Annotated in this window: 19 protein-coding genes and 1 pseudogene; 12 read left to right on the top strand and 8 right to left on the bottom strand. The window is 56.2% G+C overall.

Going from position 1 to position 26,114, the window contains the following annotated elements; genetic code table 11:
* Window positions 1-70: 70 nt before the first annotated feature.
* Window positions 71-8,707: a GH36-type glycosyl hydrolase domain-containing protein gene (locus LG300_RS11685; protein ID WP_404375486.1), complete on the top strand. Its 8,637-nt coding sequence runs from the start codon at window positions 71-73 to the stop codon at window positions 8,705-8,707.
* A 572-nt stretch (window positions 8,708-9,279) separates the two neighbouring features.
* A complete protein-coding gene (locus LG300_RS11690) occupies window positions 9,280-9,597 on the top strand; it encodes a hypothetical protein (protein WP_404375487.1) in 318 nt (105 codons plus the stop codon).
* Window positions 9,598-9,657: 60 nt separating this feature from the next.
* Here the strand turns inward: LG300_RS11690 and LG300_RS11695 are convergent, their stop codons facing one another.
* Entirely contained in the window at window positions 9,658-9,987 is a 330-nt protein-coding gene (locus LG300_RS11695; RefSeq protein WP_404375488.1) for a hypothetical protein, read from the bottom strand.
* A gap of 266 nt (window positions 9,988-10,253) precedes the next feature.
* Here LG300_RS11695 and LG300_RS11700 point away from each other — a divergent pair, with 266 nt between their 5' ends.
* The 5 genes from LG300_RS11700 (at window position 10,254) to LG300_RS11720 (ending at window position 13,745) form a co-directional block, all read left to right on the top strand.
* Entirely contained in the window at window positions 10,254-10,784 is a 531-nt protein-coding gene (locus tag LG300_RS11700) for a helix-turn-helix domain-containing protein (protein ID WP_404375489.1), read from the top strand.
* The gene (locus LG300_RS11705; RefSeq protein ID WP_404375490.1) at window positions 10,781-11,521 is read left to right on the top strand and encodes an AzlC family ABC transporter permease; all 741 of its coding nucleotides are present in this window, start codon (window positions 10,781-10,783) and stop codon (window positions 11,519-11,521) included. The genes LG300_RS11700 and LG300_RS11705 overlap by 4 nt, the downstream gene beginning before the upstream one ends.
* Complete coding sequence (locus LG300_RS11710) at window positions 11,518-11,850, top strand: AzlD domain-containing protein (RefSeq protein WP_404375491.1); 333 nt, start codon at window positions 11,518-11,520, stop codon at window positions 11,848-11,850. Before LG300_RS11705 ends, LG300_RS11710 begins: the two co-directional genes overlap by 4 nt.
* Before the next feature lie 271 nt (window positions 11,851-12,121).
* Window positions 12,122-12,850: a Crp/Fnr family transcriptional regulator gene (locus tag LG300_RS11715; RefSeq protein WP_404375492.1), complete on the top strand. Its 729-nt coding sequence runs from the start codon at window positions 12,122-12,124 to the stop codon at window positions 12,848-12,850.
* Between the two features lie 181 nt (window positions 12,851-13,031).
* Window positions 13,032-13,745: a Crp/Fnr family transcriptional regulator gene (locus tag LG300_RS11720; RefSeq protein ID WP_404375493.1), complete on the top strand. Its 714-nt coding sequence runs from the start codon at window positions 13,032-13,034 to the stop codon at window positions 13,743-13,745.
* A gap of 104 nt (window positions 13,746-13,849) precedes the next feature.
* On the opposite strand, the gene LG300_RS11725 is transcribed toward LG300_RS11720, so the two are convergent.
* Window positions 13,850-15,946, bottom strand: coding sequence for a TonB-dependent siderophore receptor (locus tag LG300_RS11725; protein ID WP_404375494.1), 2,097 nt, complete (start codon window positions 15,944-15,946; stop codon window positions 13,850-13,852).
* A 965-nt stretch (window positions 15,947-16,911) separates the two neighbouring features.
* Here LG300_RS11725 and LG300_RS11730 point away from each other — a divergent pair.
* Window positions 16,912-17,343 (top strand): antitoxin Xre/MbcA/ParS toxin-binding domain-containing protein, encoded by a 432-nt coding sequence (locus LG300_RS11730; protein WP_404375495.1) that lies wholly within the window; start codon window positions 16,912-16,914, stop codon window positions 17,341-17,343.
* 197 nt (window positions 17,344-17,540) lie between these two features.
* On the opposite strand, the pseudogene LG300_RS11735 reads toward LG300_RS11730, so the two are convergent.
* Window positions 17,541-18,661 (bottom strand): annotated as a pseudogene (locus LG300_RS11735) (IS3 family transposase).
* Window positions 18,662-19,141: 480 nt separating this feature from the next.
* Between LG300_RS11735 and LG300_RS11740 the strand changes: the two are divergent.
* A complete protein-coding gene (locus LG300_RS11740) occupies window positions 19,142-19,366 on the top strand; it encodes a hypothetical protein (protein WP_404375496.1) in 225 nt (74 codons plus the stop codon).
* A 12-nt stretch (window positions 19,367-19,378) separates the two neighbouring features.
* Here LG300_RS11740 and LG300_RS11745 read toward each other — a convergent pair whose 3' ends face one another.
* Genes LG300_RS11745 through LG300_RS11755 form a run of 3 tightly spaced genes read right to left on the bottom strand, consistent with a single transcriptional unit; the run spans window position 19,379 to window position 20,731 of the window.
* Window positions 19,379-19,696, bottom strand: a complete 318-nt coding sequence (locus tag LG300_RS11745) for a hypothetical protein (protein WP_404375497.1) — start codon at window positions 19,694-19,696, stop codon at window positions 19,379-19,381.
* A 2-nt stretch (window positions 19,697-19,698) separates the two neighbouring features.
* On the bottom strand, window positions 19,699-19,971 hold the full coding sequence (locus LG300_RS11750) for a hypothetical protein (protein ID WP_404375498.1): 273 nt from the start codon (window positions 19,969-19,971) through the stop codon (window positions 19,699-19,701).
* Window positions 19,952-20,731 carry an Rpn family recombination-promoting nuclease/putative transposase gene (locus LG300_RS11755; RefSeq protein ID WP_404375499.1) on the bottom strand — a complete coding sequence of 260 codons (780 nt, stop codon included), beginning with the start codon at window positions 20,729-20,731 and terminating at the stop codon, window positions 19,952-19,954. The genes LG300_RS11750 and LG300_RS11755 overlap by 20 nt, the downstream gene beginning before the upstream one ends.
* 253 nt (window positions 20,732-20,984) lie before the next feature.
* On the opposite strand from LG300_RS11755, the gene LG300_RS11760 reads away from it, so the two are divergent.
* Complete coding sequence (locus LG300_RS11760; protein ID WP_404375500.1) at window positions 20,985-21,731, top strand: NUDIX hydrolase; 747 nt, start codon at window positions 20,985-20,987, stop codon at window positions 21,729-21,731.
* A 30-nt stretch (window positions 21,732-21,761) separates the two neighbouring features.
* Here the strand turns inward: LG300_RS11760 and LG300_RS11765 are convergent, their stop codons facing one another.
* Window positions 21,762-22,922, bottom strand: coding sequence for an RNA-guided endonuclease InsQ/TnpB family protein (locus tag LG300_RS11765; RefSeq protein ID WP_404375501.1), 1,161 nt, complete (start codon window positions 22,920-22,922; stop codon window positions 21,762-21,764).
* A 14-nt stretch (window positions 22,923-22,936) separates the two neighbouring features.
* Here LG300_RS11765 and mobI point away from each other — a divergent pair, with 14 nt between their 5' ends.
* Both mobI and LG300_RS11775 read left to right on the top strand, forming a co-directional pair.
* On the top strand, window positions 22,937-23,221 hold the full coding sequence (gene mobI / locus LG300_RS11770; protein ID WP_404375502.1) for a conjugative transfer protein MobI(A/C): 285 nt from the start codon (window positions 22,937-22,939) through the stop codon (window positions 23,219-23,221).
* Window positions 23,222-23,494: 273 nt separating this feature from the next.
* Entirely contained in the window at window positions 23,495-23,791 is a 297-nt protein-coding gene (locus LG300_RS11775; protein WP_404375503.1) for a hypothetical protein, read from the top strand.
* A gap of 246 nt (window positions 23,792-24,037) precedes the next feature.
* On the opposite strand, the gene LG300_RS11780 is transcribed toward LG300_RS11775, so the two are convergent.
* A complete protein-coding gene (locus LG300_RS11780; protein WP_404375504.1) occupies window positions 24,038-26,113 on the bottom strand; it encodes a UvrD-helicase domain-containing protein in 2,076 nt (691 codons plus the stop codon).
* Window position 26,114 lies beyond the last annotated feature (1 nt).

Here is a 26,114-nt window from a genome sequence, read left to right on the forward strand (position 1 = left end):
AAGAGCATTGAGCACATCGTCCTGATGAAGCAGCACCGCTTTTGGGTGTGCTATTTGCAGCGTAACCAGGATGGAAGCCGTGACCCGTTTGTTCCAATCGCTCTTTTTCCAGCGTGTGCGCCGAAACACCGCCACTATGGCGCCTTGGAACTCCACCGCCCCCGTGCGTGAAGAACTGTTCAGCGCCGAACGGCTGGAACAGCATGCTTGCAGCCTAGCGCAAGCCCAAGTGGTTACCGAAGCACCTGCAAAAGTCGTCTCCTTATCCCGTCGGCTTAACGAAAACGCCAGGGTGCTGCTCTCCGCCTATCGGGCCTGTGCGGCCACCCTGGCGGAGGGGCGGGATATTGTCCCTGCCGCCGCCTGGTTACTCGACAACTACCATTTGATCGAGGCGCAAATACGCGAAATTCGCGGCAACTTGCCCCCCGGCTATTACCGCCAGCTCCCCAAACTGGCCGATGGGCCGTTTGCCGGCTACCCACGGGTATTCGGCATCGCCTGGGCGTTTGTGGCGCACACCGACAGCCACCTGGAACTGACCAATCTGCGCGCCTTTATCAGCGCCTACCAGCGCGAACAGCCGTTAACCATTGGCGAGCTGTGGGCGGTTGCCATTACGCTACGCATTGTCTTGGTGGAGAACCTACGCCGGCTAGCCGACCAAATTACCGAAGAGCAGAGCGCACGAGACGCAGCCGATGCCCTTGCTACCCAGTGTCTGGCGCAGCAAGACTCCCACGATTTCCCCTCCTTTACGCTGCAAAAAGCGCCTCTTTCCGCCTCTTTTACCGCCCAACTGGCCAAACGCTTACGGGGCATTAACCCAAGAACCAGCGCGCTGGCCTGCTGGCTTTCCGAGCAGTTGCATAGCCAGGGCGAATCCATTGATGGCGTAGTACAAAACGCCCAGCATCGCCAAGGCGCGGCGAGCGTCACCATGCGTAATATCATCACCAGCATGCGGTTTATCGCCAGCACCGACTGGGCTGACCTGCTCGAAAGCGTCAGTTTGGTGGACGCCAAGCTGAGCCAGCATAGCGACTTTGCCCAGTACGATTTTGCCACCCGCAATCAATACCGCAGCGCCGTAGAGGAGCTGGCCCGTGGCTCGGCCTACAGCGAGCTTGAGGTGACTGATCACGCGCTGAACGCCTGCCATGACGCCTTGGCAACCGCTAAAGGCGAGATTGAAACGGCCCGCGTGAGCGACCCCGGCTACGTATTGGTGGCGGGTGGGCGCGCGGCCTTGGAAAAGCGTCTGGGCTTTCGCCCCTCCTTACGCCGTCGATTTCGCCAACGGCTGATCAACAACGGCATCCCCGGCTATGTCGCGCTGCTGGCAATCACCACCACTGCGCTCGCCGTGCTGGCTGGATGGCTACTCTGGCTAACCGCCTCCTCCCAGGCAGTGCCTATATGGTGGCTGGTGCTGTTGGGCGGTTTAAGCCTATTGCCGCTGATTGAGGTCGCCACGCTGATCGTCAACCGGTTTGTGATCCATAGCATTGGCGCGGAGCCTCTACCCAGCCTGGACCTTTCCAAAGGCGTACCCGCTGCGCTGCGAACGCTGGTCGCCGTGCCGACGCTGTTCACCAGCGAGGCCGATTTACAGGAGCAGCTGAATCGCCTTGAGGTGCACTATTTAAGCAGCGGTGATGGCGCTATCAGCTACGCCCTGCTATCGGATGGGGTTGACGCCCAGTGCGAAACGTTAGCCCAGGAAGCTGCGCTATTTAGCATCGCAGAACAACGCATACAGCAGCTCAACGACCGCTACTGCCCCCCTGGCAGCGAGCAGCGCTTTTTTTGGCTACACCGCAGGCGTGTGTTTAATCCACGCGAGCAGTGCTGGATGGGGTGGGAGCGCAAGCGTGGCAAGCTGCACGAGCTTAATCGGCTGTTACGCGGCGCGACCGACACCACCTTTATCAACCCACCTTTACTGCCTAGCGGGGTGCACTATGTCATCACTCTGGATGCCGACACCCGCCTGCCCAGAGGCACCGCAAGCAAACTGATCGGCAAGCTCGCCCATCCCTTAAACCAACCGCGCCTAGACCCGCGCCAACAGCGGGTGGTGGAAGGCTATGCCATTTTGCAGCCCCGCGTGACCCAATCGCTGCCTATGTCGGGCAGTGGTTCCACCTATCAGCGGCTGTGCTCTGCCCCCGGTGGCATAGAGCCGTATGCTGCGGCTATTTCCGACCTTTACCAAGATTTGGTGGGCGAAGGCTCCTATGCGGGTAAGGGGATTTACCATATCGACGCCTTTGAAGCGTCACTGGCAGGCCGTATTCCTGATAACAGCCTACTCAGCCACGATATGTTTGAAGGGATCTATGCCCGTGCGGGCCTGGCCTCGGATATCGAAGTCATTGAGGACTTCCCCAACCGTTACGATGTGGTCGCCAAGCGCCAACACCGCTGGGTACGTGGTGATTGGCAGCTTCTGCCGTGGTTACTTAACGGTGCCTTACCTCCCATCGGCCGCCTCAAAGCGCTGGGCAACCTGCGCCGCTCGCTGCTGCCGCCGCTGCTACTTGCTTGCTTGGCGGTTAGCTGGCAGCTACCGCTGCTAATGGCCGCTGCTAGCACACTGATGGTTATCCTGTTCATCGGCGCGCCGGTACTGTTATCGCTATGGGCGACCTTTATCCCCCTCCAGCCGGGCGTCAACCTGCGCCACCATTTTCAGCAGTGGCTGGCGGAGCTGCAGCTAGGCGCGAAGCAAACGCTGGTTCAGCTTATTTTCCTGCCTGATCAGGCGTGGCGCATGCTCAGTGCCATCGGCTGCACCCTCATGCGTCTGTTTGTGACCCACCGCCATTTGCTGGAGTGGACCTCGGCGGCGCAAACCATGAAGCGCCCCCACCTCAGTACACTGGGGTTTTATCAGCACATGGCTCCTGGTACGGCACTGGGGGCGGCTGTTGCACTAGCCGCCCTAGGGGTCAACGGCAGCGTTTGGGGCATCGTGCTGCCGATTACTTTGCTGTGGCTGGCGGCGCCTAGGGTTGCCGCTTGGCTAAGCAGCGCGACCAGTGCCGCCAACCACCCGCTACCGGCAGAAGAGACCGCCCAATCGCTGCGGCTGATCGCCCGCCAAACGTGGCGCTACTTTGAAACCTTCGTTAGTAGCGATAACCACTACCTGCCGCCCGATAACTTCCAAGAAACGCCCCAACCGGTGGTTGCCCAACGCACCTCGCCCACCAATATGGGGCTGTATTTGCTGGCCATCGTCGCCGCCCGGGACTTCGGCTGGATAGGCAGCCAAGAAGCGCTGCGCCGTTTAACCACCACCCTAGCCGTCATGCAGACGCTGCCGCGCTTTCGTGGCCACTTCTATAACTGGTACGCCACCGCTGACCTGCGCCCGCTCGACCCGCGCTATGTCTCCACGGTGGATAGCGGCAACCTGGCTGGCCACCTTATTACGCTGGCTAATGCCTGCGAGACGTGGCAGGAAGCAGAGCCACCCAAGCCGCATCAAGGTGTGGCCGATGCGCTCATGCTCGCCATTGAGGCACTAGCGCGCCTTGCGCCTGCAACAGCAGGGCATGAACTATCGGCTATTCAGCCACTTGAAAAGCAGCTGACACACATAGAGGCGCTGTTAAACGAGGACACCTCCGCACCTCTCCCCGTCAATGTTTTATTACCGCTCACCAGCGCGGCCGTGGCGTCAGCACAGGCGTTGCTGTCGCCCGCAACAGACGCCGATAGGGAAACGGCACTATTTTGGATCCGCGCCGTCCACAAAGTGGTCGCTCAACATAGCGATGATCAAAACAAAGCCACTCTATCGGTCAGCGCTTGTTCCGCCAGCGCTCGCCCCGTTCAGCTGCATCGGCTGGCCCATCAAGCAAGACGGCTGGCAACCTCGATGGATTTCGCGTTTCTGCTTAATAGTGAGCGGCAGCTGCTCTCCATCGGCTATTCGCTGGATGACTACTGCCTAGATAGCAGCTGCTATGACCTGCTGGCATCCGAAGCGCGGCTAGCCAGCCTGTTTGCCATTGCCAAGGGCGATGTGCCCACCCGCCACTGGCTGCGCTTGGGCCGTGCCGCCACCCCGCTTGCACGCGGCGCGGCGCTGATCTCCTGGTCAGGCTCCATGTTTGAGTATTTGATGCCGTCGTTGGTGATGCGCGCTCCTGCAGGGAGCCTGCTGGAACAAACCAATCGCTTGGTCGTGAAGCGCCAACAAGCCTACGCCGCGCAGTTTTCAGCACCGTGGGGCATTTCAGAATCCGGGTATAACGCTCGGGATATCGAGCACACCTACCAGTACTCCAATTTTGGCGTGCCGGGGTTAGGGCTGAAACGCGGCTTGTCAGCGGATTTGGTAGTAGCCCCCTATGCCACGGGGTTAGCTACCATGGTTGATCCTGAAAGCGCCTACCAAAACTACCGCCGTTTGGCCGAGATGGGCGCTCGGGGGTGCTATGGCTTTTATGAAGCCATCGACCTAACCCGCTCACGGCTTCCCGCCGGTAAAGAGGGAGTCGTGGTACGCAGCTATATGGCTCATCACCAGGGCATGACCATCGTGGCGATTGCCAATACGCTTCAGCAGGGAATAATGCGCGCCCGCTTTCACCGTGAGCCAATGATTCAGGCCACCGAGCTGCTGCTGCAAGAGCGCATCCCCAGAGATGTGGCGATTGCCTACCCACGGGCCGAAGAGGTGAAATCTACCGCCAGCCAGGTAACTAATGACGCCCAAGCAGTGCGCCGGGTGCCTACTGCGCTTAACGGGCCGCCGGTCACGCATCTGCTCTCCAACGGCCACTACTCCGTTATGTTGACGGCCACGGGTGGGGGCTACAGCCGCTGGCATCACATTGCGATCACCCGCTGGCAGCCGGATACCACCTGTAACCCCTGGGGCAGCGCTATCTTTCTTCGTGATACCCGTCACCCTGGCATTTGGGCCGCCACTGGGCAAACCGCCGAACACCACAGCAGTGCTAACGATGCCGCCAATCACGCACTGTTTGCCGAAGATTACGCACGCTATACCCACCGGCACGACGATATATCCAGCCACTTGGACGTGCTGGTGTCCGGTGAAGATGACAGCGAGGTTCGCCTGCTCTCCCTGACCAACAACGGACGCCATACCGGCGATATCGATGTGACCTCCTACGCGGAGCTCGTGCTTACCACGCCCGCTGCCGATAACGCTCACCCGTGCTTTGCAAAAATGTTTGTGGTGACCGAGTACTTATCTGAACTCAACGTGCTGATCGCCACACGGCGCCAGCGCGACCCAAGCGAAGCTCCCGTATGGGTCGCCCACTTTGCCGTGGTGGAAGGCGATACCGTAGGAGACGTGCAGTATGAAACAAGCCGCGACACGTTTATTGGCCGGGGGCGCAGCCTGCTTAACGCGGCGGCACTGGCAGAGGGCCAGCGCTTAACCGGCTCCGTGGGCAGCGTGATTGATCCCATTCTGGCCCTGCGCTACCGCCTGCGGGTAACCCCAGGCAGCAGCGCCCGTATCGCCTTCTGGACGGTGGTAGCCGCCTCACGGGAGGCGCTGATGGATCTCATCGACCAACACCATGATCGCAGCGCCTTCGAGCGCGCCAAACTACTGGCCTGGACCCAGGCACAGGTTCAACTGCGCCACTTAGGCATACAGCCCGACGAGGCTGCCGACTTTCAGCGCCTGGCGGCCCCGCTGCTTTACCCAGATGCCCGTTTTAGGGCGCCACCCTCGGCCATTACGCGTGGCGCGGGGCCACAGTCGCTGCTTTGGCAGCACGGCATCTCCGGCGACTTGCCGATCGTTTTGCTGCACATCGACTCGCTGATGGATATCGCGCAGCTGCATCAACTGCTGCGCGCCCATGAGTATTGGCGCATGAAACGCTTAGAAGTCGATATTGTGGTGATGAATGAACGGTCATCCTCCTATGTGCAAGACCTGCAGCAAGCCATCGAGGCAACCATACTGAGTAGCCAAGCTAGGCCGAGGCTGCATGAGGGCCAAACCCAAGGCGCTGTGTTTGCCCTACGCGCCGATTTAACCAGCCAGGGTTCTCGCACACAGCTCCAGTCGATAGCGCGTATCGACCTGATCGCCAGTCGAGGCGCTATCGCCGACCAGCTATTGCTGGTGCTTCAGGAACAAAAAGCGCCTACCTTAGCCGCATCGACAAAACGCTCACTGCCCCAACCGCGCCCCCGCAAAGAGCTACGGCCTGCTATAAGTCCTTCGGAACTGGAGTTTTTTAATGGGCTGGGCGGGTTCGCCAAGCAGGGGAAAGAGTATGTCACGCTACTTGATGGCTACCGTACCACTCCTGCGCCCTGGATTAACGTCATGGCGAATCAGCGGTTTGGTTGCCAAGTGTCGGCAGAGGGCGCTGGCTACCTATGGGCAGACAGCAGCAAAGAGAACCAGTTAACGCCGTGGTCCAATGACCCGGTGGTAGACCCCAGCGGGGATGCTATTTATATCCGGGATGAAGAGAGCCTAGCCCTGTACACCGCAACCGCCAGCCCACGACGCGATAGCGGACGCTATGTGGCCAGGCATGGCTTCGGCTACAGCCAGTTTGAGCACCGTGTGGATGGGTTAGCGATGACGTTGCTGCACTTAGTGCCTCGGGAAGATCCACTACGCATCTCGCGGCTAAGCATCACCAACCACACCAACCGGGTACGCAAGCTATCCGTCACCGCCTATGCCGAATGGGTGCTTGGCACATCGCGCAGCGCATCGGCTCCGTTTCTGATCACTGCTCAGGCGGCAGGCAGCGGCGCGCTATTAGCTACCAACCCGTGGAACGCCGCCTTTCCCGATAGGGTCGCCTTTTTGGATATTGGCGGGCCCCCGACTAGCTGGACAGCCAACCGCAGCGAATTTATCGGTTACGGTAAAGGCCTTGCAGACCCAGCAGGGCTACGCAGTAAACGCCCCCTTTCCGGCGCGATAGGCGCAGGCTTTGACCCCTGTGCGGCGCTACAGCGAAAGTGCGCTTTAGCCCCTGGAGAAACCGCCGATATCGTGGTGCTGCTAGGCCAAGGCGACTCCATCGACCACGTTCAAACCCTGATTGCACGCTATCGTGACGTTAACATCGATGACGAGCTAGCTGCCCTCCAACGCCATTGGGCCAACCAGTTGAGTGCTATTCAGGTCACCACCCCCGACCGCGCGATGGATATCATGCTCAACGGCTGGCTGCTGTACCAAACCATCGCCTGCCGCTTGACCGCCCGCTCAGCCTTCTACCAGGCCAGCGGTGCCTACGGCTTCCGCGACCAGTTGCAGGACGGCATGGCGTTAACCTTCAGCCAACCTGCCACTACGCGCCAGCACTTGCTGCGCGCCGCTTCGCGTCAGTTCCCCGAAGGCGATGTGCAGCACTGGTGGCTGCCCCACTCGGGGCAAGGGGTGCGTACACGAATCTCCGACGACCGCGTGTGGTTAGCCTATGCCTGCGCTCGCTACATTGAGACCTCCCACGACCGCGATGTGCTGAATGAGCCGGTGAGCTTTCTCAGCGGCGCATTACTGGAACCCCAGGAGCAGGAGCACTTCTTCCTACCTAGCGTGTCGCAGGAAACCGCCACGCTCTATGAGCACTGCGCACGGGGCTTGGATATCTCTCTGGCTCAGCTGGGCGAACACGGCTTACCGCTGATGGGCAGCGGCGATTGGAACGACGGTATGAATCGCGTAGGCGCCAAGGGTCGCGGGGAAAGCGTTTGGCTTGGGTGGCTGCTGATAAAAGCGCTGGATCTGTTCATCCCCTACGCTCAGCAACGTGAAGCGATGCACCCCCAGCTACCCAACAGCGAACGCCGGGCCGCCCGCTGGCAGCAGCAGTCCAGCATGCTACGCGCCGCGTTAGAGCAGCACGCCTGGGATGGCCAGTGGTACCGCAGGGCCACCTACGACGATGGCACTTGGCTTGGCAGCCAGCAAAGCGACGCCTGCCAGATTGACTCTATTGCCCAGTCTTGGGCGGTACTTTCCGAAGCGGCCAACCCCAAGCGGGCAGCGCTGGCCATGGCGTCTTTAGAGCGCCAACTAATTCGTCACGACCAGCAGTTAGCACTGCTCTTTTGGCCGCCGTTTGACCAGCCCCAGCGCGACCCCGGCTATATTAGTGGCTACCCGCCCGGCATGCGTGAAAACGGCGGGCAGTATAGCCACGCTGCTATGTGGGCCACCCTGGCCTTTGCCAAACTAGGAGAGGGAGACAGCGCTTACCAACTCTTCTCACTGCTCAACCCTATTAACCACGCACTGACCGCCGTGGGCGCTGCGCGCTATCGGGTGGAGCCTTACGTAGTGGCGGCAGACGTTTACTCGGTGCCACCCCACGAAGGCCGTGGTGGCTGGACATGGTATACCGGTGCCGCAGGATGGATGTACCAGGCGGGTATGGAAGGCATTCTCGGCATACGCCGCGAGGGTAATTGGTTGGTAATAGCACCCTGTTTACCCAGCGCGTGGCCCTCGTTTAGTGCCACCGTAAACCTGGAAAACACCTGTTACCGCATTAAGGTGAGCCATTTCAAGACAGCCCAGGAAGCGCCAAACGCAACTATTTCTGCAACACTTGATGGTACTGCACTTACGGTGCCTTCAGGCCAGCGCCTACGCGTACCGCTGGATGGCAAACATCATCAGCTTGAGGTGCACCTGCCGCAGCCCAGCCGTGAGTGCCCTACTGCGTGACACCTTTGTTAACATTTTGTAGAGCTTTTATGTATTTTTTTTTGCTCTGATTCATCTACTCTTTTAGTGTGAGCTAACGGTGACGCCATCCGTCTCAAACACGCGTAAGAGCGCTTTGTGAGAGAGGTTCACATATTACCCACCTTTGGGGAAGTTAAGATGATTCGACAGCATCTTTACAAAGGCACGCAGCCCGGAAGCCGCGAACACCTAGAAAAATATCTTATGGAACAAAAACATATTCGCACAAAATCGAGAGAAAATAATGTACTCACCATAGCAACCGTAGCGTTTTTTGCTGGTAGCCTGATGACGTTACTCGCAACATTTACGTTTTAGCACCCAGCCGACCCTCGCTATCTTTATCACGTAATCCCCGCGTTTGTCGTGGGGATTTTTTTATGCTTTTTGATTCATGTGAATTCTTTGCGGCCCGGAAAAATGGTGATTGATTCTCACCATCCCCCTGTATTACCCTCGAAGAGTACAAGGCGCGTACAAAAAGCGCGTAAGTACCAACACTTACGTTTGCTCTTACTGAGCAGCTGTTAGCATTCACAAGGAGCCGTGGTATGCAAACCAACCAACTGGTCGATATTTCCCAAGCGGGCCTTCAACTGGCGATTCAAGAGATCAAGGAAGAGATGTTCGATACTCCCCAGTGCGACTACACTATCGCCAAATTGTTAAGCCATTGCGGCCAGTTTGAAGCAGCCGAGCGCCACATTGACGAGATGCTGCTGAAATGGGGCGCTTCCCCCGATGTGGTTGCCCTAACTGAGCAAGCCTACGCTGATATGGCCGCGTTAAGTGCCGCCAATGCCGCCCAAGTACCTCCGCCCCCTGCCCAGTACTCCGCTACTTATTCTCAGCCAAGTGCGGTCGCTTAGCGTTTAATTTGTTAGTAAAACGGCTTGCTTCCTGATGGGTAGCAAGCCGTTTTTACATTACTAATCCAGATTATCCAGCGTTACCACGATATCCTGGGTAGAGACATCGACATTCCAGAAGGTATAACTGTCTTCGTCTTCATCCACCAAGCGAATATCGAAGAAGGGGCTTTTGTAGCCCGTCAGCGTGACGCGCTGGGTATCCCCATTCTGCAGCACGTCGCTACCTAGCACATCCTCCTCCCAGCTTTTTGAGTCAGCGGGACTCACGTACATGTAGTAAATGGTATAGCCGGTACGGTTGGTGATATCCACGTAGTAATCGGCAGCCATCACCAGCGATGAGCTACACAGCATCAGCAGTGCAGCCAACAACACCTTAATACGCATGGAGCATTCCTTTTTCTTTTTTTGGAGGGCAAACGAGTGTTTAAGGCGCAAGCGCCGTGCTGCGATTAGCTTGGGCAGCAAGCGAAGTATAATCTGGTGCTTAAACCAGAGATAGCGTGCTGCATTTTTTACACCACCTCCTGTAGTTCTTTCCCGCTGCCTACCGGGCGCGCAAGCCTACCTAATCACTTCTTTAATGCTTGTTGATTGACAGCCCGCTGTTCCTTATATAGAACGTTCTATAAAAGGAACAACGAGCAATCACCATGGACGAGCACTCTCTTGTTACGTTAGGTCAACATCTTCAAACGCTTCGCAAAGCGCAGGGCTTCTCACTTTCGCAGCTCGCCAGTGCGGCGGGCATTGCGAAATCCAACCTCTGCCGGTTAGAACAGGGCAACGGTAACCCAACGCTCGACACGATTTGGCGGCTGGCGGTACAGCTCAACGTCCCGTTTGGCACGCTCGTGGCGCCGATTAGCGTACCGCTCGGTGAGGATGGCGTGCAGGTTCAGCTGATTGACCAGGGCAAGGGCGTGCCACAGGTGGATGCCTACTGGATGCGCTGCGCGCCCAATACGCTACGCCATGCCGAAGCCCATACGCCGGGCACACGAGAAACGCTGACACTGATCAGTGGATGGCTGGAAGCCGGCCCAGAGGGTGCCACTACCCCGCTCGCGCCTGGCGAAAGCGTGACCTTTAAGGCCGACCAACCACACCTGTACCGCACTCACACCGATGAAGCCACCCTGCTACTTACCGTCACCTACGGGCAAGAAGGCACCCCACTATGAGCCAGCCAGCCGATCACACGGTTCACGCCAGCCACTCACCGCTGCGCTCGGCGCTTCAAGGCGTGCGAGAAGCCATTCCGCTGTTGGGGGGCTACATTCCGGTCGCGCTCTCGTTTGGTTTGGTAGCGACCCAGGCCGGTTTTACCACTTGGGAAGCGGCCGCCATTTCAGCGCTGATCTACGCGGGGGCGTCGCAGTTTCTGTTTGTGGGTATGATTGCTGCAGGCGCACCGCTGTGGCTGGTAGTAGCCATGACGCTGCTTATCAACGTGCGCCATGTGGTGTATGGCCCCAATTTGGCCGCGCTGCTGCCCCGCAGCCGCCACTGGCCTTGGCTGATGCACGGCCTGACCGATCAAGTCTTTGCCTTGGCACTCACCCGCCTACCCCAGCTACCGGAAGTGAAGCGGTTTAGCTGGTTTGTGGGTGCCTCGCTGCTGGCGTGGGGGGTGTGGATTATCGGAACGGCAGTGGGCGCGACCGGGGGCGAAGCGGTCACCGCCCGCTGGCCGCTGCTGGGGGAGATTATGCCCTTCGCCCTCCCCGCGCTGTTTCTCACCATGGTGGCACCGCGCTTTACCGACAAGCGCTGGGCCGCCGCCATGCTGTGTACCATTCTTGCCGCGCTGGGGCTGAACTTGGCCGGATGGAGCAACGTGGCCATTCCTCTCGCAGCCGCCTGCGGCGCGCTGTGCTTCTACACGGCCACGTTCCAACCACGGAGGAGCCGCCCATGAGCAGCGCTATGTGGATCGCCGTCATTATCTGCGCACTCGGCACGCTGCTTATGCGGGTGGTGCCCTTTTTATGGATGCAGCGCCGTCTTGGCAGCGCAACGGGAATGAACGCCATGCCCCAATGGCTGGTGATTTTGGGCCCCATGATGATTGCCGCCGTGTTGGGCGTCTCGATGGTGCCCGTCAACCCCAGCGCTATCTCTTGGTTGGCCACCGCGATTGGCCTGAGCGTCACCCTGCTGGTGTGGCTTCGCCTGCGCTCACTGGGCTGGCCGGTGGCGGCGGGAGTGGCGGTATTTGGTGTGGTGGAAGTGGCGGCCTATATTTGATGCTGTTTGAACGACAGGTAGGCCAACTGCGCTGGACAGGGGCGTGGCTATAAAATTAGGCACAACGCTGGTGATGTCTCGTGGACTCCTGCCCCTTGGTGCGACGTTCCCCCTGCTCTATGTGCGATAGCGCACAGAGTTTTTCCCCGTTCAACCTATACTGAAACGGGGTACGTCTGGTCGAAGTGGCACATAAAAACACCTAAAAGTAACGAATATCGTCCAACTGCACCAGACGCTGCGCGAAAGCTAGGAATAAGGGAGATATTCAATGCTTCAAACGCGTCATTTTCAGCAAAATGCCTTGCTTGGCCTACTGCCTGAAAAAGAACTCGAACACCTGTTGCCACATCTTGAAAAAGTATCGCTGACCCTTGGCCAGTCTCTCTGCGAATCAGGGCGACATATGAGCCACGTCTACTTCCCTTTAGACGCCATCGTGTCGTTACTTTGTGTCATGGAGAATGGCGACTCGACAGAAATTGCCGTGGTAGGCCACGAAGGCTTGGTGGGTGTTTCTCTGTTTATGGGGGGAGAAACCACGCTAAGCAGAGCCATTGTGCAAAGCGCTGGGCAAGCTTATCGCCTAAAGAGCCACCTGCTAAAGCGTGAGTTTGACCGGGCGGGCACCATGCAGCGCTTGTTGTTGCGCTACACCCAAGCGTTACTCACACAGATGGCTCAAACGGCAGTGTGTAACCGCCACCATAGCGTTGACCAGCAACTGTGCCGCTGGCTGCTGCTCAGCCTAGACCGGCTGCCCGGCAATAAGCTGATTATGACGCAAGAGCTAATTGCCAATATGCTGGGCGTCCGCCGCGAAGGAGTGACAGAATCTGCAGGAAAACTGCAAAGAGCAGGCTTGATCTCCTACAACCGTGGTCATATCACTGTCTTGGATAGGCTAGGGTTAGAAGCGCGGGTGTGTGAATGTTATGCCATGGTCAAAAACGAGTACGACCGACTGCTCAAACACCCGGATGTCATGATCGCGTGCTAAGCCAACGCTCGATATTTTCCTAGATAGGGCGAGTTGTGTACGCTACCGTGCCGACGGATGATTGACCGAATGGTAATATGCCGATGGGTTATCCATAACCGGATGCTCATCTGCAGCCGACATCAAAATGAGACCCACCATCATTGTGCCGTTTGCCAGGTTCATTTAACCGGAGAGGCACATGATCTCTATTTCCCAGGCGATAAATACCAATCGACTGCTGGCCGATCTGCCCAGTGCAGAACAGGCCGCTCTGGTAGCCTGCTGTGAAGTGGTACCGCTGGCCTTTGGCGAGGTGCTCTACCAGCCTACCGACACAGTGACCTACGCCTATTTTCCCATCGATAGTTTCGTCTCCAATATTGTGATTCTTAACGCCGACAGCCGCCTCGAAGTCTCCATGGCTGGCAGTGAGGGTATGCTCGGCATTTCATTGATGCTTGGCTTTAATGCAGCGCCAATGCTGTCGGTAGTGCAAGGCGCAGGCGATGCCCTGCGCATCAATGCGGCGCATTTTCAAACGCTGTTGCTGCACAGCCCCGTGTTACATCAACGGCTAATGCGCTACCTCTATATTCTGATGAACCAATTAGCCAACTCAGCGGCCTGCATCCATTTTCACCGCATTGAAGAGCGGCTCGCCCGCTGGCTACTGATGACGCACGACCGCGCCCAAAGCGACTATTTACAGCTCACCCATGAATTTCTCGCCATGATGCTAGGCGTACGGCGGGCGGGCATTACCCTGGCCACCATAGCCCTGCAACAACGCGGATTGATTCGCTATCACCGTGGTGAAATTATCATCCTAAACCGTAGCGGTTTAATTGCTGCCGCCTGCCAATGTTATGCCCAAGATTGCACCCTGTACGCCAACGCCATGGCCACGCCCTAACGGCAGTATCGATCAGCTCTGCTCAACAGCCTTTAAAACAACGTTACCAAAACGACAACGCCCGGCTTTAAGCCGGGCGTTGTTGGTTGACGCTTACTGATCACTTACCAGCGGTACTTCACGCTGCCGATCACGCTGCGAGAAGCACCGTAGTAGCAGTAGTAATCGCAGCCGCTCACGTACTCTTCATCGGTGATGTTGTTCACGTTCACCTGCGCGGTCCAGTTGTCGTTAATATCGTAGCTGGCCATGGCATCGTAAAGCGTGGTGGAAGGCACATCGCGGTTAATACCGCTACCAGGGCTCGGAGACGTTTCACCGATATAACGCACGCCCGCCCCAACGGAAAGCCCAGGCAAGCTGCTGCTCATATCGTAATCCAGCCACGCTGAGGCCATATGGAAAGGCACCAGCGGTACACGCTCATCCTGCTGACTCTCGCTGACATCAATGCGGGTATCGGTATATGTATAAGAGGCGGTCAGTTGGAGATTATCAGTCAGATACCCCACCCCTTCAACTTCAAGTCCGGACGATGTACGTTCACCAATCTGTCGCTGTGGACCAGAATCCGTGGTAATCAGAGAGTTACTCTCCTTCAAATCGAAGGCGGCTACTGTCAAATACCCATCAAATCCGACAGGAGTATATTTTACACCGACTTCGAGTTGCTCACCTTCCAATGGCTCGTAAGCGTCGCCACTGGCATCGGAACTCGCCAGCGGTGTAAACGACTCACTATAGCTGACATAAGGTGAAAGCCCGTTGTCTCCGAGATACATTACCCCCGCCGAAAGAGAAAGCTGTTCATCGTCTACGCTTTGCTGCGTAGTCGCGGTTTCATCACTACTCTCTACAGAATCATGCCGCGCGCCAGTCAGGAATATCCATCGGTCATTCAGGCGGAATTGGTCCTGAACATAAATCCCAATTTGTCTCTTATCGACATTGTGGTCGGTTAATGAGGTACTGCTGACGGGCGTGTAGTTGCCATAACTAGGCTCGAATGCGTCAATGCCCCCAAAACTGAAGCTGTCACCATTAGCATACTCTAGATCCAATTTTTGGTAGTCGACACCCATTAAGAAGGTGTTTTCAAAGTTCTCACCGTATTGGCGGGCCACCAAGCGATTATCGACAGTGTAGGCATCGTACTCTCCATCTTGTAAGACAATACCTCTACCTAAGGAGCGGGAGTCATTCGAGGGAAACGCATAAACACTGCGAAGATATAGATCTAGATAGCTGTAACGTAAGTTCTGCTGGATCTCCCAAGTATCGTTGATACGGTGTTCGAGTTCATAACCCAGTGAAGCTTGTTGCTGATCGATCTTGTCATAACCCGGCTCACCAAAATTGGTATTGCGGTCGATCTTCCCAAACGGCGTATCATAAAGAGTTCCATAGGCTGGGAAAAAGCCTGCCGTCGGCACGCCCTCTTCTCTTTGTACGCTTGCGAGAAACGTCACAGTAGTATCATCGGAAAAATCAACCGCCAGGCTAGGCGCGAAGTAGTAGCGCTCTTTCTCGCTACCGTTAAGTTCTCCTTCCCCATCGCGATAAAGCCCGACCATGCGGTAACGCATATCGTCGCGCTCGGCCACCGGGCCAGAGACATCAATGCCCACCTGGCGATGCTGCTGGTTGCCCGCCTCAATTTCCAGCGTGCCCTGAGGTTCGCTGGTCGGGCGCTTGCTGATAGCGTTAATCACACCGCCGGGAGGCGCTTCACCGTACAAAATAGAGGCCGGGCCTTTCAGTAAATCTACCCGCTCCAGGCCAAACGTTTCGTTCATCCACCAAAAGTAGCCGCCGGTGCGGAATAAACGCAGGCCGTCTTGGTAGGTCGCGCTTTCCGCGCTGAAGCCACGTAAAAAGAACCAATCCGTGTTGTTGTCATCGCCGTAAGGCTGGGAAACAACGCCAGAACGATACTGGAACGTTTCGTCGTACTTATTAACACCACGGGTTTCCAGCTCTTCCGCGCTCACGGTAGAGATCGCGCGGGGCGTTTCTACCTCGGGGGTGTCAACCTTCAACGCAGTAGCAGTGACCACGGTGGTACCAGTGTTAATGGTTTCTTCTTGGGCAAGCGCGGCCAACGGCGCAACGCTCAGCATTCCACCGAGCGACACCACCAGTGAACGGCGAATAGCGGCAGGCAACGGCGCGACGGAAAACGGCATGGTTTTACGGAGCATGAGTGAGTCTCAACGGGTATGAGGAGTTCGTTATAGTAAGACGAATGATACGGATTTTTATTCACAACCACAATAACTCTGGTGGGGTAAGGGGTTTGGGGAGGAACGGGGTGTTCGAAGCGGACATCGGTGGAAGAACCAATAGAGACAGACGAGGTTTTGAGAAACTGTGAATATGGCAAAGGAGCCGTTTACTGACGTTGGTCAGCGGCTTAAGAAGAAGGCAATCTAGGGGGAGAGACTTAGAAATGGTGGGCCCAGTATCACTCGAAAAATATAATTCAAGATGCTGAAAATAAATAATAATATTCAATTTGAATAATAAATATGCCCCCATACGTGCCCCCATCTTTTCTTCCTTTCCCTCATGTCTTCTGCCTGTCCTTGCCCACTGAGTACGAGCCCCCTATGCACATAGGAGCTCAGCACAGAAGGACTGGTGACGACCGGCTGCCCACGCGAATCAGTCCTTAGCGGCTGCTTGCAGCTTCTCAGACTTACGATATGTTTGATCCTGCCCAGCCAGAAGAAACCATAAGGGGCGCGATCGAATCTCCTCTTTTACATCAACCGTCGTGCCATGAGTTCAGCATATAGCGCAACAAGGCGGGGATTTGGCGGAAGTGGCGGGACGCATGTAGCAGCTGGCGCTGGGCATGGCGGAAAACAGGCGGAAATGGCGGAAGTGCTCTCGGAAGTCGCAAGATCAGAAGTCATCTATTTTAATGAACTTGGATGAAGCCAACTTTGAACTAGTTTTCGGATTCTTAGATGTACAGTCTGCTCACCTTTTCAACACGAAGGTCTATGACGAATTTCAAAAAGATGGACCTGTAGAAAGCAATCAGCTCAACTTAGAACTTGAGTCTGACAAGCCTTGAACTCCTTTAACTCATGCTAAATCTTGCTAGCCTCCCTAATCCCCGATCATGGGGGCATGACTATACATCCACAAGGAAATGCACATGGAACCAGCGATCCAGGTCGGCTTCGAACGTGACATTAAGGCACAAGCAGCTGCGCTTCTCGGTGCGAGTGAAAGCGCAAGCTTAGATGCACTCATTCGTCAGGGTATTCATCTGTCGGCTATCGACAGAGTCGCTGCCTACGGCGTAAACGCTGTAGAGCTCGGTATCATCAGTAAAGCTGCTCTCAAGCGTAGATTGAGCCAGGGAAAAACTCTTACCCTATGCGAGGGTGACAAGCTTTACCGAGCTATCTTGGCAACACTATTTGCAGAAACAATATTCGGCAACCCACATAAATCATATATTTGGCTTCTCAAACCGCGAAAAGCACTCGGTGGGCAAAATGCCTTGCAGGCTACAGCTACCACACCAGGTTACAACGCCGTTGTTACGCTTCTTGAGCGACTCCGTCATGGTTTTGCTGCTTGAATTCATTTTTTAACAAATCGCTACCTGTTGATCGCTCACTTTTGTCGTCACTATAACCACAACAACATGTGACCTAGCGGCCGAGATGCCCAAGCCAAAAGACGCGGGTGGAATTGAGTTCACAGGTCATGATGATCTCCAAAGCCAACGAGAGATCACTAGTGTTAATAGACGAAATTAGCTTGAGTAGATGGAGTTTATGAACTTGCAATTACCCACAAATCATCAGCTACATAAGCATACTGAAACACCTGGCGCCTCATATCGTTTCGTGTTGTAAATTGCTCCCCATGGATCGCTTCAACCTTGAGACTGTGGAAGAAGCTTTCTGCACAGGCATTATCATAGCAGTTGCCTTTGGCGCTCATGCTGCACGTAAGCTTATGCCGGGTAAGCAGCGACTGGTAACGCGTGGAACAGTACTGACTACCTCGGATCCGAATGGACTATCACGCCTTTGGGCATTTTGCGTTTCCATAGCGCCATCTGTAGCGCGTCACAGACAAGACGGCCGTCATACGCTCACTCATTGCCCAACCGACCACTTTACGAGAGTAAAGATCAATGAGCACTGCCCGGTAAAGCCAGCCTTCGCCCGTCGCCAAGTAGGTAATGTCACCCACCCACTTTTGATTAGAAGCTGAGGCCGTGAAGTTTTGCTCTAGTAGATTCGGTGCGACTGGCAACGAATGCCGTGAGTTCGTGGTGGCCTTGAACTTACGGGCTGCTTTAGCGCGCAGGCCCTGACGCTGTAAGCTGGCAGCCACCGTCTTACGGTTGATCGGCATCCCATCATCTCGCAGGTCTAGCGTTAGTCTCGGGGCGCCTGAGCGGCCCTTGCGTTGGTGATAAGCCTTGGCCACATGCTGATCGATAATGGCTTGCTGGCTGCGTTTTGGGGACGATGCGCCTTCGCGTTGCCGCCAAGCGTAGTAGCCACTCCGAGCGACCCCGACAACATGGCACATACGCTGAATACTGAACGCCTGACGATGACGGTGGATAAAGGCGTACTTCACTTCAGGCTTTTCGCAAAGTACACCGCGGCCTTTTTTGTGATGGCCAGCTCTTCATTTGCCTCGGCTAGTTGGCGCTTCAAGCGGGCGTTTTCTTCTGCCAACGACCGCTCTCGCTCGGATGTGTCTTGCTGCAGCTGTGCTTTAGATCGCCACTGATAGAGCTGACTCGCGTGTATTCCCAGTTCACGCGCCGCTGCTGCAACGCCAATACGATCAGCAAGCGCTAATGCTTCTTGCCGGTAGCCATCTGAGTAACGGGTATAGGATTTTTTCTTCATTGATGTTGTCGATCTTGCCATGGTTCACCTCATCGTAACGTATGACGTTCTTAAGGTGTCCACTGTTACTGGGCAGGATCACAAAAGCTGCTGGGCCACACTCAGGTCAAGACCACGCAGCGCTATGCTCACTTATCTAATGCCACGCTGCTGCACGCCAGCAACGAGGTGGGCGCCCTGCTCAGCCAGCAGATGACGCCGGCGGCGATGACCCTGCATCAGACGCCCATCGCCGTGCCCATTACCGCCACCCAGCCCCTGACGGGCTGAGGGCTGGCGTATTTAGCCTACTGACCGACACACGGGCCGCTCCTTGGGGCGGCTTTTTGTCGTCTGGCGTTGCCGCCGTTTTGTGCTTTATCACCATCGCTCACAAATAAGCGATACCCCGCCTTAGCTCGCTCATAAATGAGCCTCCCCACCGCTCGTTTATGAGCGCTCCGCTATCACGTCGTGACGACACACTAAAGCCCTTATTCATCACGTCGTGAGGGGATCACCATGGCCGCCCGCCACCAGCAACGCTATCGCCAGCGCCGCCAGGCGCAGGGATTCAAGGAAGTGACCGTGAGTTTGGATACGAGCAGCCAAGCAAGGCTTCGACGGCTGGGCGAGGCTCATGGTAAGACGCGACAAGAGGTGGTGACGCTCGCGCTCCTGGCGGCAGAGCGCTTGCTGGAGGGTGAGCTGATCGCCAAGGGTGGAGCATGGCGGATCGAGCCGTGATCCGCCGGGGAGTCAGTGCTTGAACATCGCTTCCAGGCTATCGACGAACAGCACATCGCGCATCCAGCCTTTCAACTGATCATGGTCAGCCTGGGCGAGCCGTGCCTCTACCCAGTCGGGCATATCACCGAATTTGAAGGTGAGTTGGGTTCGCAAGACCTCACGCGCTTCCGCCAGGCGGCCTTCTTCACGACCTTCCCTTCTAGCATCATTCAGAAGCGATACCTCATCCCGCAGTGCCCGCTCTCGCACGAAGGCCAAGCGGCGCGTCTCTTCATCGGCGCTGAGTTCGCGAATGCGGCTCATCGCACGTTTAACCGGTTCGTGCATAATCACGAATCCCAGCGTTGAGTTTCAGCACGAAGGTGGGCTACTTCATCCACAGAGAGCTGAGCAATATCAGCAATAGACGAATCGTCCATTTCTGTTTTGAGAATCATGCCGCGTGCCACTTCTTCTCGACCTTCACGCCGAGCATCATTCAGCAATGAAACTTCATCCCTAAGCGCCCGCTCACGCACAAAGGCCAAGCGCCGGGTTTCTTCATCGGCGCTGCGAATGCGGCTCGTCGTTTTTTGTGAAGACTTAGTGTTTGAAAAGTTCATCAAGGCTATCGACAGTCAGTATTTCATCCGTCCAGGTTTCTAGCTGCCCAGTATCAGCCCGCTCCAACTTTTCACCTACCCACGCGGGTAACTCACCAAAGCGTTTTCTCAGCAGACGCTGCAAAACGCGACGCTCTCCTGTCATTTCACCTTCTCGCTTTGCATCGTTCAGCAACGATACCTCATCCCGCAGAGCCCGTTCACGCACAAAAGCCAAGCGGCGAGTTTCCTCGTCGGCACTGAGCTCGCGGATGCGGCTCATCGCACGTTTAACCGGTTCGTGGGCAACATTCGCCATCGTGAGTTCCTCCTGCCAGTGCTTGAAGAAGGTGATCCAGGCGCGCAACGGGCCCTCTGGCAAGCCCAGGCGATCCGCCTTGTTCAATTCGATCAGGTTCATCTGCAAAACGTTCCCCAGCGAAATATTCGGCTGGCGTTCATCACGCATCTCGAACCGCCAGATCGCTTGCTCGCGCTCGGCGGCTGTTTCTGTAAACAGGTCGAAGTCCAGCAGGTGGAGGCCCACCGAGGCACGCAGCTCCTCGTAGTCTTCCCCGGCGCTCAACTGGCTTCCCAGCGTGCGGGTCAGGTAGAACAACCCCCGCTTATGCCACGCGCCATACCGGCGTACCTGCACCTCCACATTATAGCAGTTCCCTTTGCCATCACGGGCGAGTACGTCGAGGATGATGTACTTGCCGGTGAGTTCAGTTGGCTCAATGTTGGGATTGATGATTTCAACGGATGTAATATCAGGCAAATCCGGGCGCAGATCGTTGATCAGATCGACCAGCAGATCCGGCGCTTCGGCAAACAGCCCGCTTGAAAACGTAGTCGTTAGTAGGGTCGAGTAATTCGCTCATGGGCCACTCCTCATGCAATCCAGGCACTTTACCATAGCGGAACCACAGCGCGGTTTACCCATAAAACTTAAAAACGCTAACCTACTGATTTAATGGCGAAGAAAGCCACCTCAAGCTAGTCTGGTGGCTTAACATTACCGAGACCACACCATGCCTGTCTTTCATCCTCACCGTGACGATGCCGGCCAGTCGGTTATCTTGACGAAGCCCTCAACCCCGACGCCTCTGGCCTGCTGGGATGACTCCGAGGCGATCGCTCGGGTGGTGCCAGATGGGCCAATGCCCGAGCGCTTGAACGGGTTGGCGCTAGTGCCTTTCCATTCAGGTGAGGCCGCGCCCTGGGAGGCCGCTAACGCCACGCAAGCGCAAGCGCCTCACCATGGCGGCGGTTCCCTGTCGCGCGGCCTGGAAGCCCCACCGCTGACCCTATCGCCAGGTAAGCGCGCAGCGGCTGGCGCCGTGGTACTCGAACCCGACGGCCGGGTGTGGGTGATCCACCCCAGCAACGCTTTTGGTGGCTACCGGGCGACCTTTCCCAAGGGCAAGCAGGAGCCGGGGCTGAGCCTGGAACAAACCGCCATCAAAGAGACCTTCGAGGAAGCCGGGCTGGTCATCGCGCTAACCCGCTGGCTGATCGACGTGCCGCGTTCGAGCAGCGTATGCCGGTATTTCCTGGCCCGGCGGATCGGCGGTAGCCCGGCCGCCATGGGCTGGGAAAGCCAGGCGGTGAGCCTGGTGCCTATCGCGCGCCTAGATGAGGTGCTGCACCATCCTAACGTTGACCTCCTCCCCTTCCTCAGCTTCTTAGGAAGCTGCCGCCTGCGGCGGAAAGGAAGGGGATTCCCTGGTTGTCGCCTTCCAGGTTCCTGCTTCGTAGCCCGTTGCCCTTGGTGGTAACACCTCGGGTCTTACACAAGCTCCACAGGCTTAACCTCCCGTGAGCCCCACGGTAGTCGTCTTTTCATGCTGCCGGAGCTTGTCAGCACCAGCCAGAATGGCTTTGCCCGATTGCAGAATGTTGCGGGCAGCGTTCACATCGCGGTCGATGCCTTGGGTGCCACAGCGTGGGCAATCCCAGGTACGGACGTTGAGCGGCATCTTCTCAGTGATATGGCCACAGTGAAAACAGCGCTTCGAGCTGGGATACCCCTTGTCGATCTGAACGAAATCGCGCCCGTACCGTTCGGCTTTGTACGCCAGTTGTTGGGTAAGCTGGTGCCAGCCCACGTCGCTAATGGCCTTGGCCAGTGAGCGGTTTTTCAGCAGGTTCTTGACCTGCAAACTCTCGGCAGCAATGACTTGGTTCTCGTAAATAAGCTGCGTGGAGAGTTTATGGGTGGCGTCACGACGCTGATCGGCCAGCTTGGCATGCACCTTGGCGACCCGATGCCGCGCCTTGGCGCGGTTATTCGAGCCTTTCTGTTTGCGTGATAGCTGGCGCTGTGCCCGCGCCAGCTTGCGCTCGGTACGACGTAGAAAACGCGGGTTGGGGATTTTGTCGCCGTCACTGGTGATGACGCGATGCGTCAGCCCCAGGTCGATACCGACCATCTTCGGTGTCACGGGCAGCGGTGTGGCCGCTTCTTCCACCAAAAAACTGACATGGTAACGGCCAGCGGTATCGCAGCTCACCGTGATACTGCTCGGTGTGCCGGAAAAATACCGACTCCAACGGATATCGAGTGGGTCTTTGTGCTTAGCCAGCCACAGCTTGCCGTCGCGCCAGCGAAAACCATTGGCCATGTAGGTGGCCGACTGCTTGCGCTGCTTCTTTTTGAAGGTGGGATACCGCGCCTGACCTTTGAAGAAGTTTGAGAAGGCGCGGTCGAGATGCCGGAGCGACTGTTGCAAGCAGACATTGGACACCTCGGCCAGAAACGCCGTGTCCGGCTGTTTCTTGAGGGTGGTGAGCGCTTTGGCGGTGGCGTTGTAGCCCATGCGCTCTTGACGCTCGAACCAGGCATCGGTGCGCTGGCGCAGGAAGTGGTTGTAGACATAGCGCACACAGCCAAACGTCCGGGCAAGCTGGTCAGCTTGCTCGGGCGTGGGATAGAACCGATAACGGTAGGCACGGTGTACGGTCGTCATGGTTAAAAGTTAACGTGGTAAATGTAGCATGTCAACTAAGAGGCGCTGCGCGCCTCGCGCTATCCTGCCTCGGCCTAAAAGGCCGAGGTTTGACGCGCATTTTGATCAAAAGCCCTGGGCCAAACCAGTATCGGTTGTCGAAGGGGGAATTCACTAAAGCCAAGAACTGGGAGCTTGCGGCCATCTCAGCTGCGGAAGATGAGTTTGAGAAGATCCGGCGCTGCTGTGAACACCTGAAGACGGTCGCGAACTCAATCCAGGGATTTGAAAAGATCATCCGTGCAAACCGAAACGTCTAATCTTGTTGCGCTTGGAACTCCCTGAAATTGAGTTACCCTCTAGTCAGTTGTGAGACCCATCTCTCAGGTGACTATGAGTAATCCGAAATCCTCCGACCTTAATCTCCAGGCCTTGCTGAGCAAGGCCTATAGAACCTTAGGGTTTACTGCCTCAGGAATAACGGAGCCGGAATTTAATCGTGATCCCTGTCGACACCTCAGGGATCTGAGTCGAAAGGAGCCTGAGCTTGATGCGGAAAAGGTTACCGAGACGTGGTCACCGGAGAAGTCCAAATGAGACACTATTCCCTTGCAGAAGCAGTCCTCTCTAAGCTGACTCCCCTGCGCTGGTGTGAAGATACGGGTACGCTGGTGATGGATCAGAAAGCCCTAACTGAGTCTGGAGCTCACTGTGAAGTGATCTGCCTGATACTGACCTTGGTATTTTCCATCGCCACTTTCCTGATGGCCGACCTGCTTTTCGCTGGCAGTGCAAGCGCTAAGCTGGGCACGCTACTTTTTGGGTTGCTTTCAGCCACCTTCATGGTGACATCCATCTGTATTCGACTGCGTCGCCTACGGAGCTGTTGATACGGGTCAGTGGCGGTTGCCAGGTTTACCACCGGCCTGCCCTACCCTCATCTCTTGTCGGCGAGGGGTAGATACGGGTGGGTGCGCAGCGCCCCAGGCACTGCCCCGTCGTCGCCCTAATGGCCCGCACTCTGCTCCACCCTCAGCGGTTTTCAGACGTCAAGCACTTCACCACTGTGAACAGCATGCGCCAACGCGCACCAATTGCCCTCAGCCCGCAAAACCTTTGCACTGACCGCTTGGGTCTTAAACTCCTTTTCTTTTCTCCTGAGCCGTTTCTGACGCAGATTTGATAGTGCTTACTAACAACTGCTGCCGAGCCCGGGTGGCAGCAACATAATTCTCGAACCGCTCCAAAAGACTATCAGTATCACCAAAGTCGAGAATGGCCACAGCCTTAAATTCCAGTCCCTTGATCCGTTTCTTGGTACCGAAACGGATACCACCCTCTTCCTGGCCAGGATCAGCCTGACGGGCTTTCAATTCAACGGTGCCTAAGCCATTACTCTCCAGAGCATTAATCACCTTGGAGTTCGGTGGGGTCAGGCAGATTTCATGGGTCGCGATATCACCGGACTCAGTCAAGCCCCTAACCCATGTCACTACAGCGTCGACCATTTCATCGTCGCTTGAGCATTTGACCAGCTGGGGTTTCGGACCATGGAAAACGGAGCGATCACCTTGGGTGGCCACATCGTCACCATCCAGGTCATCGATCGACATGCCCTGTAAAACACCGTGTGCCCAGTTCCTGATCTCCTCGCTGGTACGGTAATTGATCTTTAATCTCCGTGAACGGCCACGAACATCAATCCCGGCTCTGCTCATGGGCACTGGAACCGTGTTGTAAATTCTCTGGTGACCATCGCCCACAACACATAAGGGGTTGTTCAAGCCTTCCTTTAACGGGCTGATAGCGGCGATGAGACGAAGTGCCTCAAGCCCAAAGTCCTGGGTCTCATCTACGAGCACATAGCGATAACCCGGAAATTCGCCTTTCTCGGCTACCAATCTCGCCTGATGGATCAAACCGTCAAACGTCACAAGTCGGCGGTACTCCAGTTGCCGTCTGGCCTCAACAAACAGCTTCCAGATCTGGCGGCGCTGTTTCCGCTTGAGAACCGGCCGACCAGAACGAACCATCGTGAGGTAATCGTCTTCAGAGGTGATCCCCATCGGGTCAATTACTTGTTCGAACTCTTCTCGTACAAAATCAGGAGTAAACTCCAGGCCCGAAGCGACCGGAGATGTCATCACCTGCTTCCACACAGATTTCAACTCATCTGGTTCTGCAATCTTTGCTTGACCCTGGGCACGGAAACAAATGGTCCGAGCCAGTTGGTGAAGGTTTGTTACCTCAACCTTTTCAACCACGCTTGGAGCCAGCTTTTCCATCAGCCCCTTGATGGTGACCGACAGGTTCGTGGTGTAAGTGGTAATCAGAACCTTCTCATCATCAACACATTGATTTGCCAACCACGCTGCCCGATGCATCAAAGCAACTGTCTTGCCTGTCCCAGCGGCACCAAAAATCTTCATGGGCCCTTTGGTATTCCACTCCACCAATTTGCGCTGATACGGGTGCAGAAATATGCGCCATTCCTCGATGTCTTCACTGAGGATCTCTTGAAGGTGCTCCTCGCCCTGGACCAACACCAGATCCATATTAGTCATATCAGCCAGATGGCTAAAGTCACCTGGAGTAGTTGGCTTCTCGATTTCGTCCAGGCCGCCGAGCATCTCATTGAGAGCATCGTCCAAGGTCATTCCGGCGGCAATGCCGAATAGAATCTGCCCAGCCTCAGGGGGCAAGTAATCCGAGAGACGCTCAAAATCGTCATCGTTACGCACCGCACGAACTGCCGGAATCAACGCTTCCGGAACCCCCGCCTGAAAAAGTTCCTTATCGGAGAGTTTCTGAAGAACGTAGGCCTCTGTGTCAGCTTCATATTCAACGGTCTCTGCGTCGTGAACAGATTGCTCCGCCAGCTCCACATCGAATACTTGAAAGGTACCCAATGCCATGTGTGCTTCGAACTGCTTTTTCATGCACCACTGATAGGCTTCATCATGGTGGTCGATGTGCATGAGCAAATAGGTATCACCCTTTTCCGGCGCGATCACAATGGCCCGGTAATCTAACCCTACTCTGGCGCTTCGTACTTTCTTGTCCTTTGCAGCCTCAATGGGCTCAAGGTGAATGCTTGCTTGCGTGCTATCACTCTCGAATTTATAAGTGAGTTCGTATACTTTTTTCTGAACTTTCGCTGGAAGCTTGCCGAAATTTTTCAGCACATCCCGGTGCAGCATCATCTTGGCCATG

It is taken from the genome of Vreelandella aquamarina, assembly GCF_044805175.1.
Taxonomy (GTDB): Bacteria; Pseudomonadota; Gammaproteobacteria; order Pseudomonadales; family Halomonadaceae; genus Vreelandella; species Vreelandella aquamarina_B.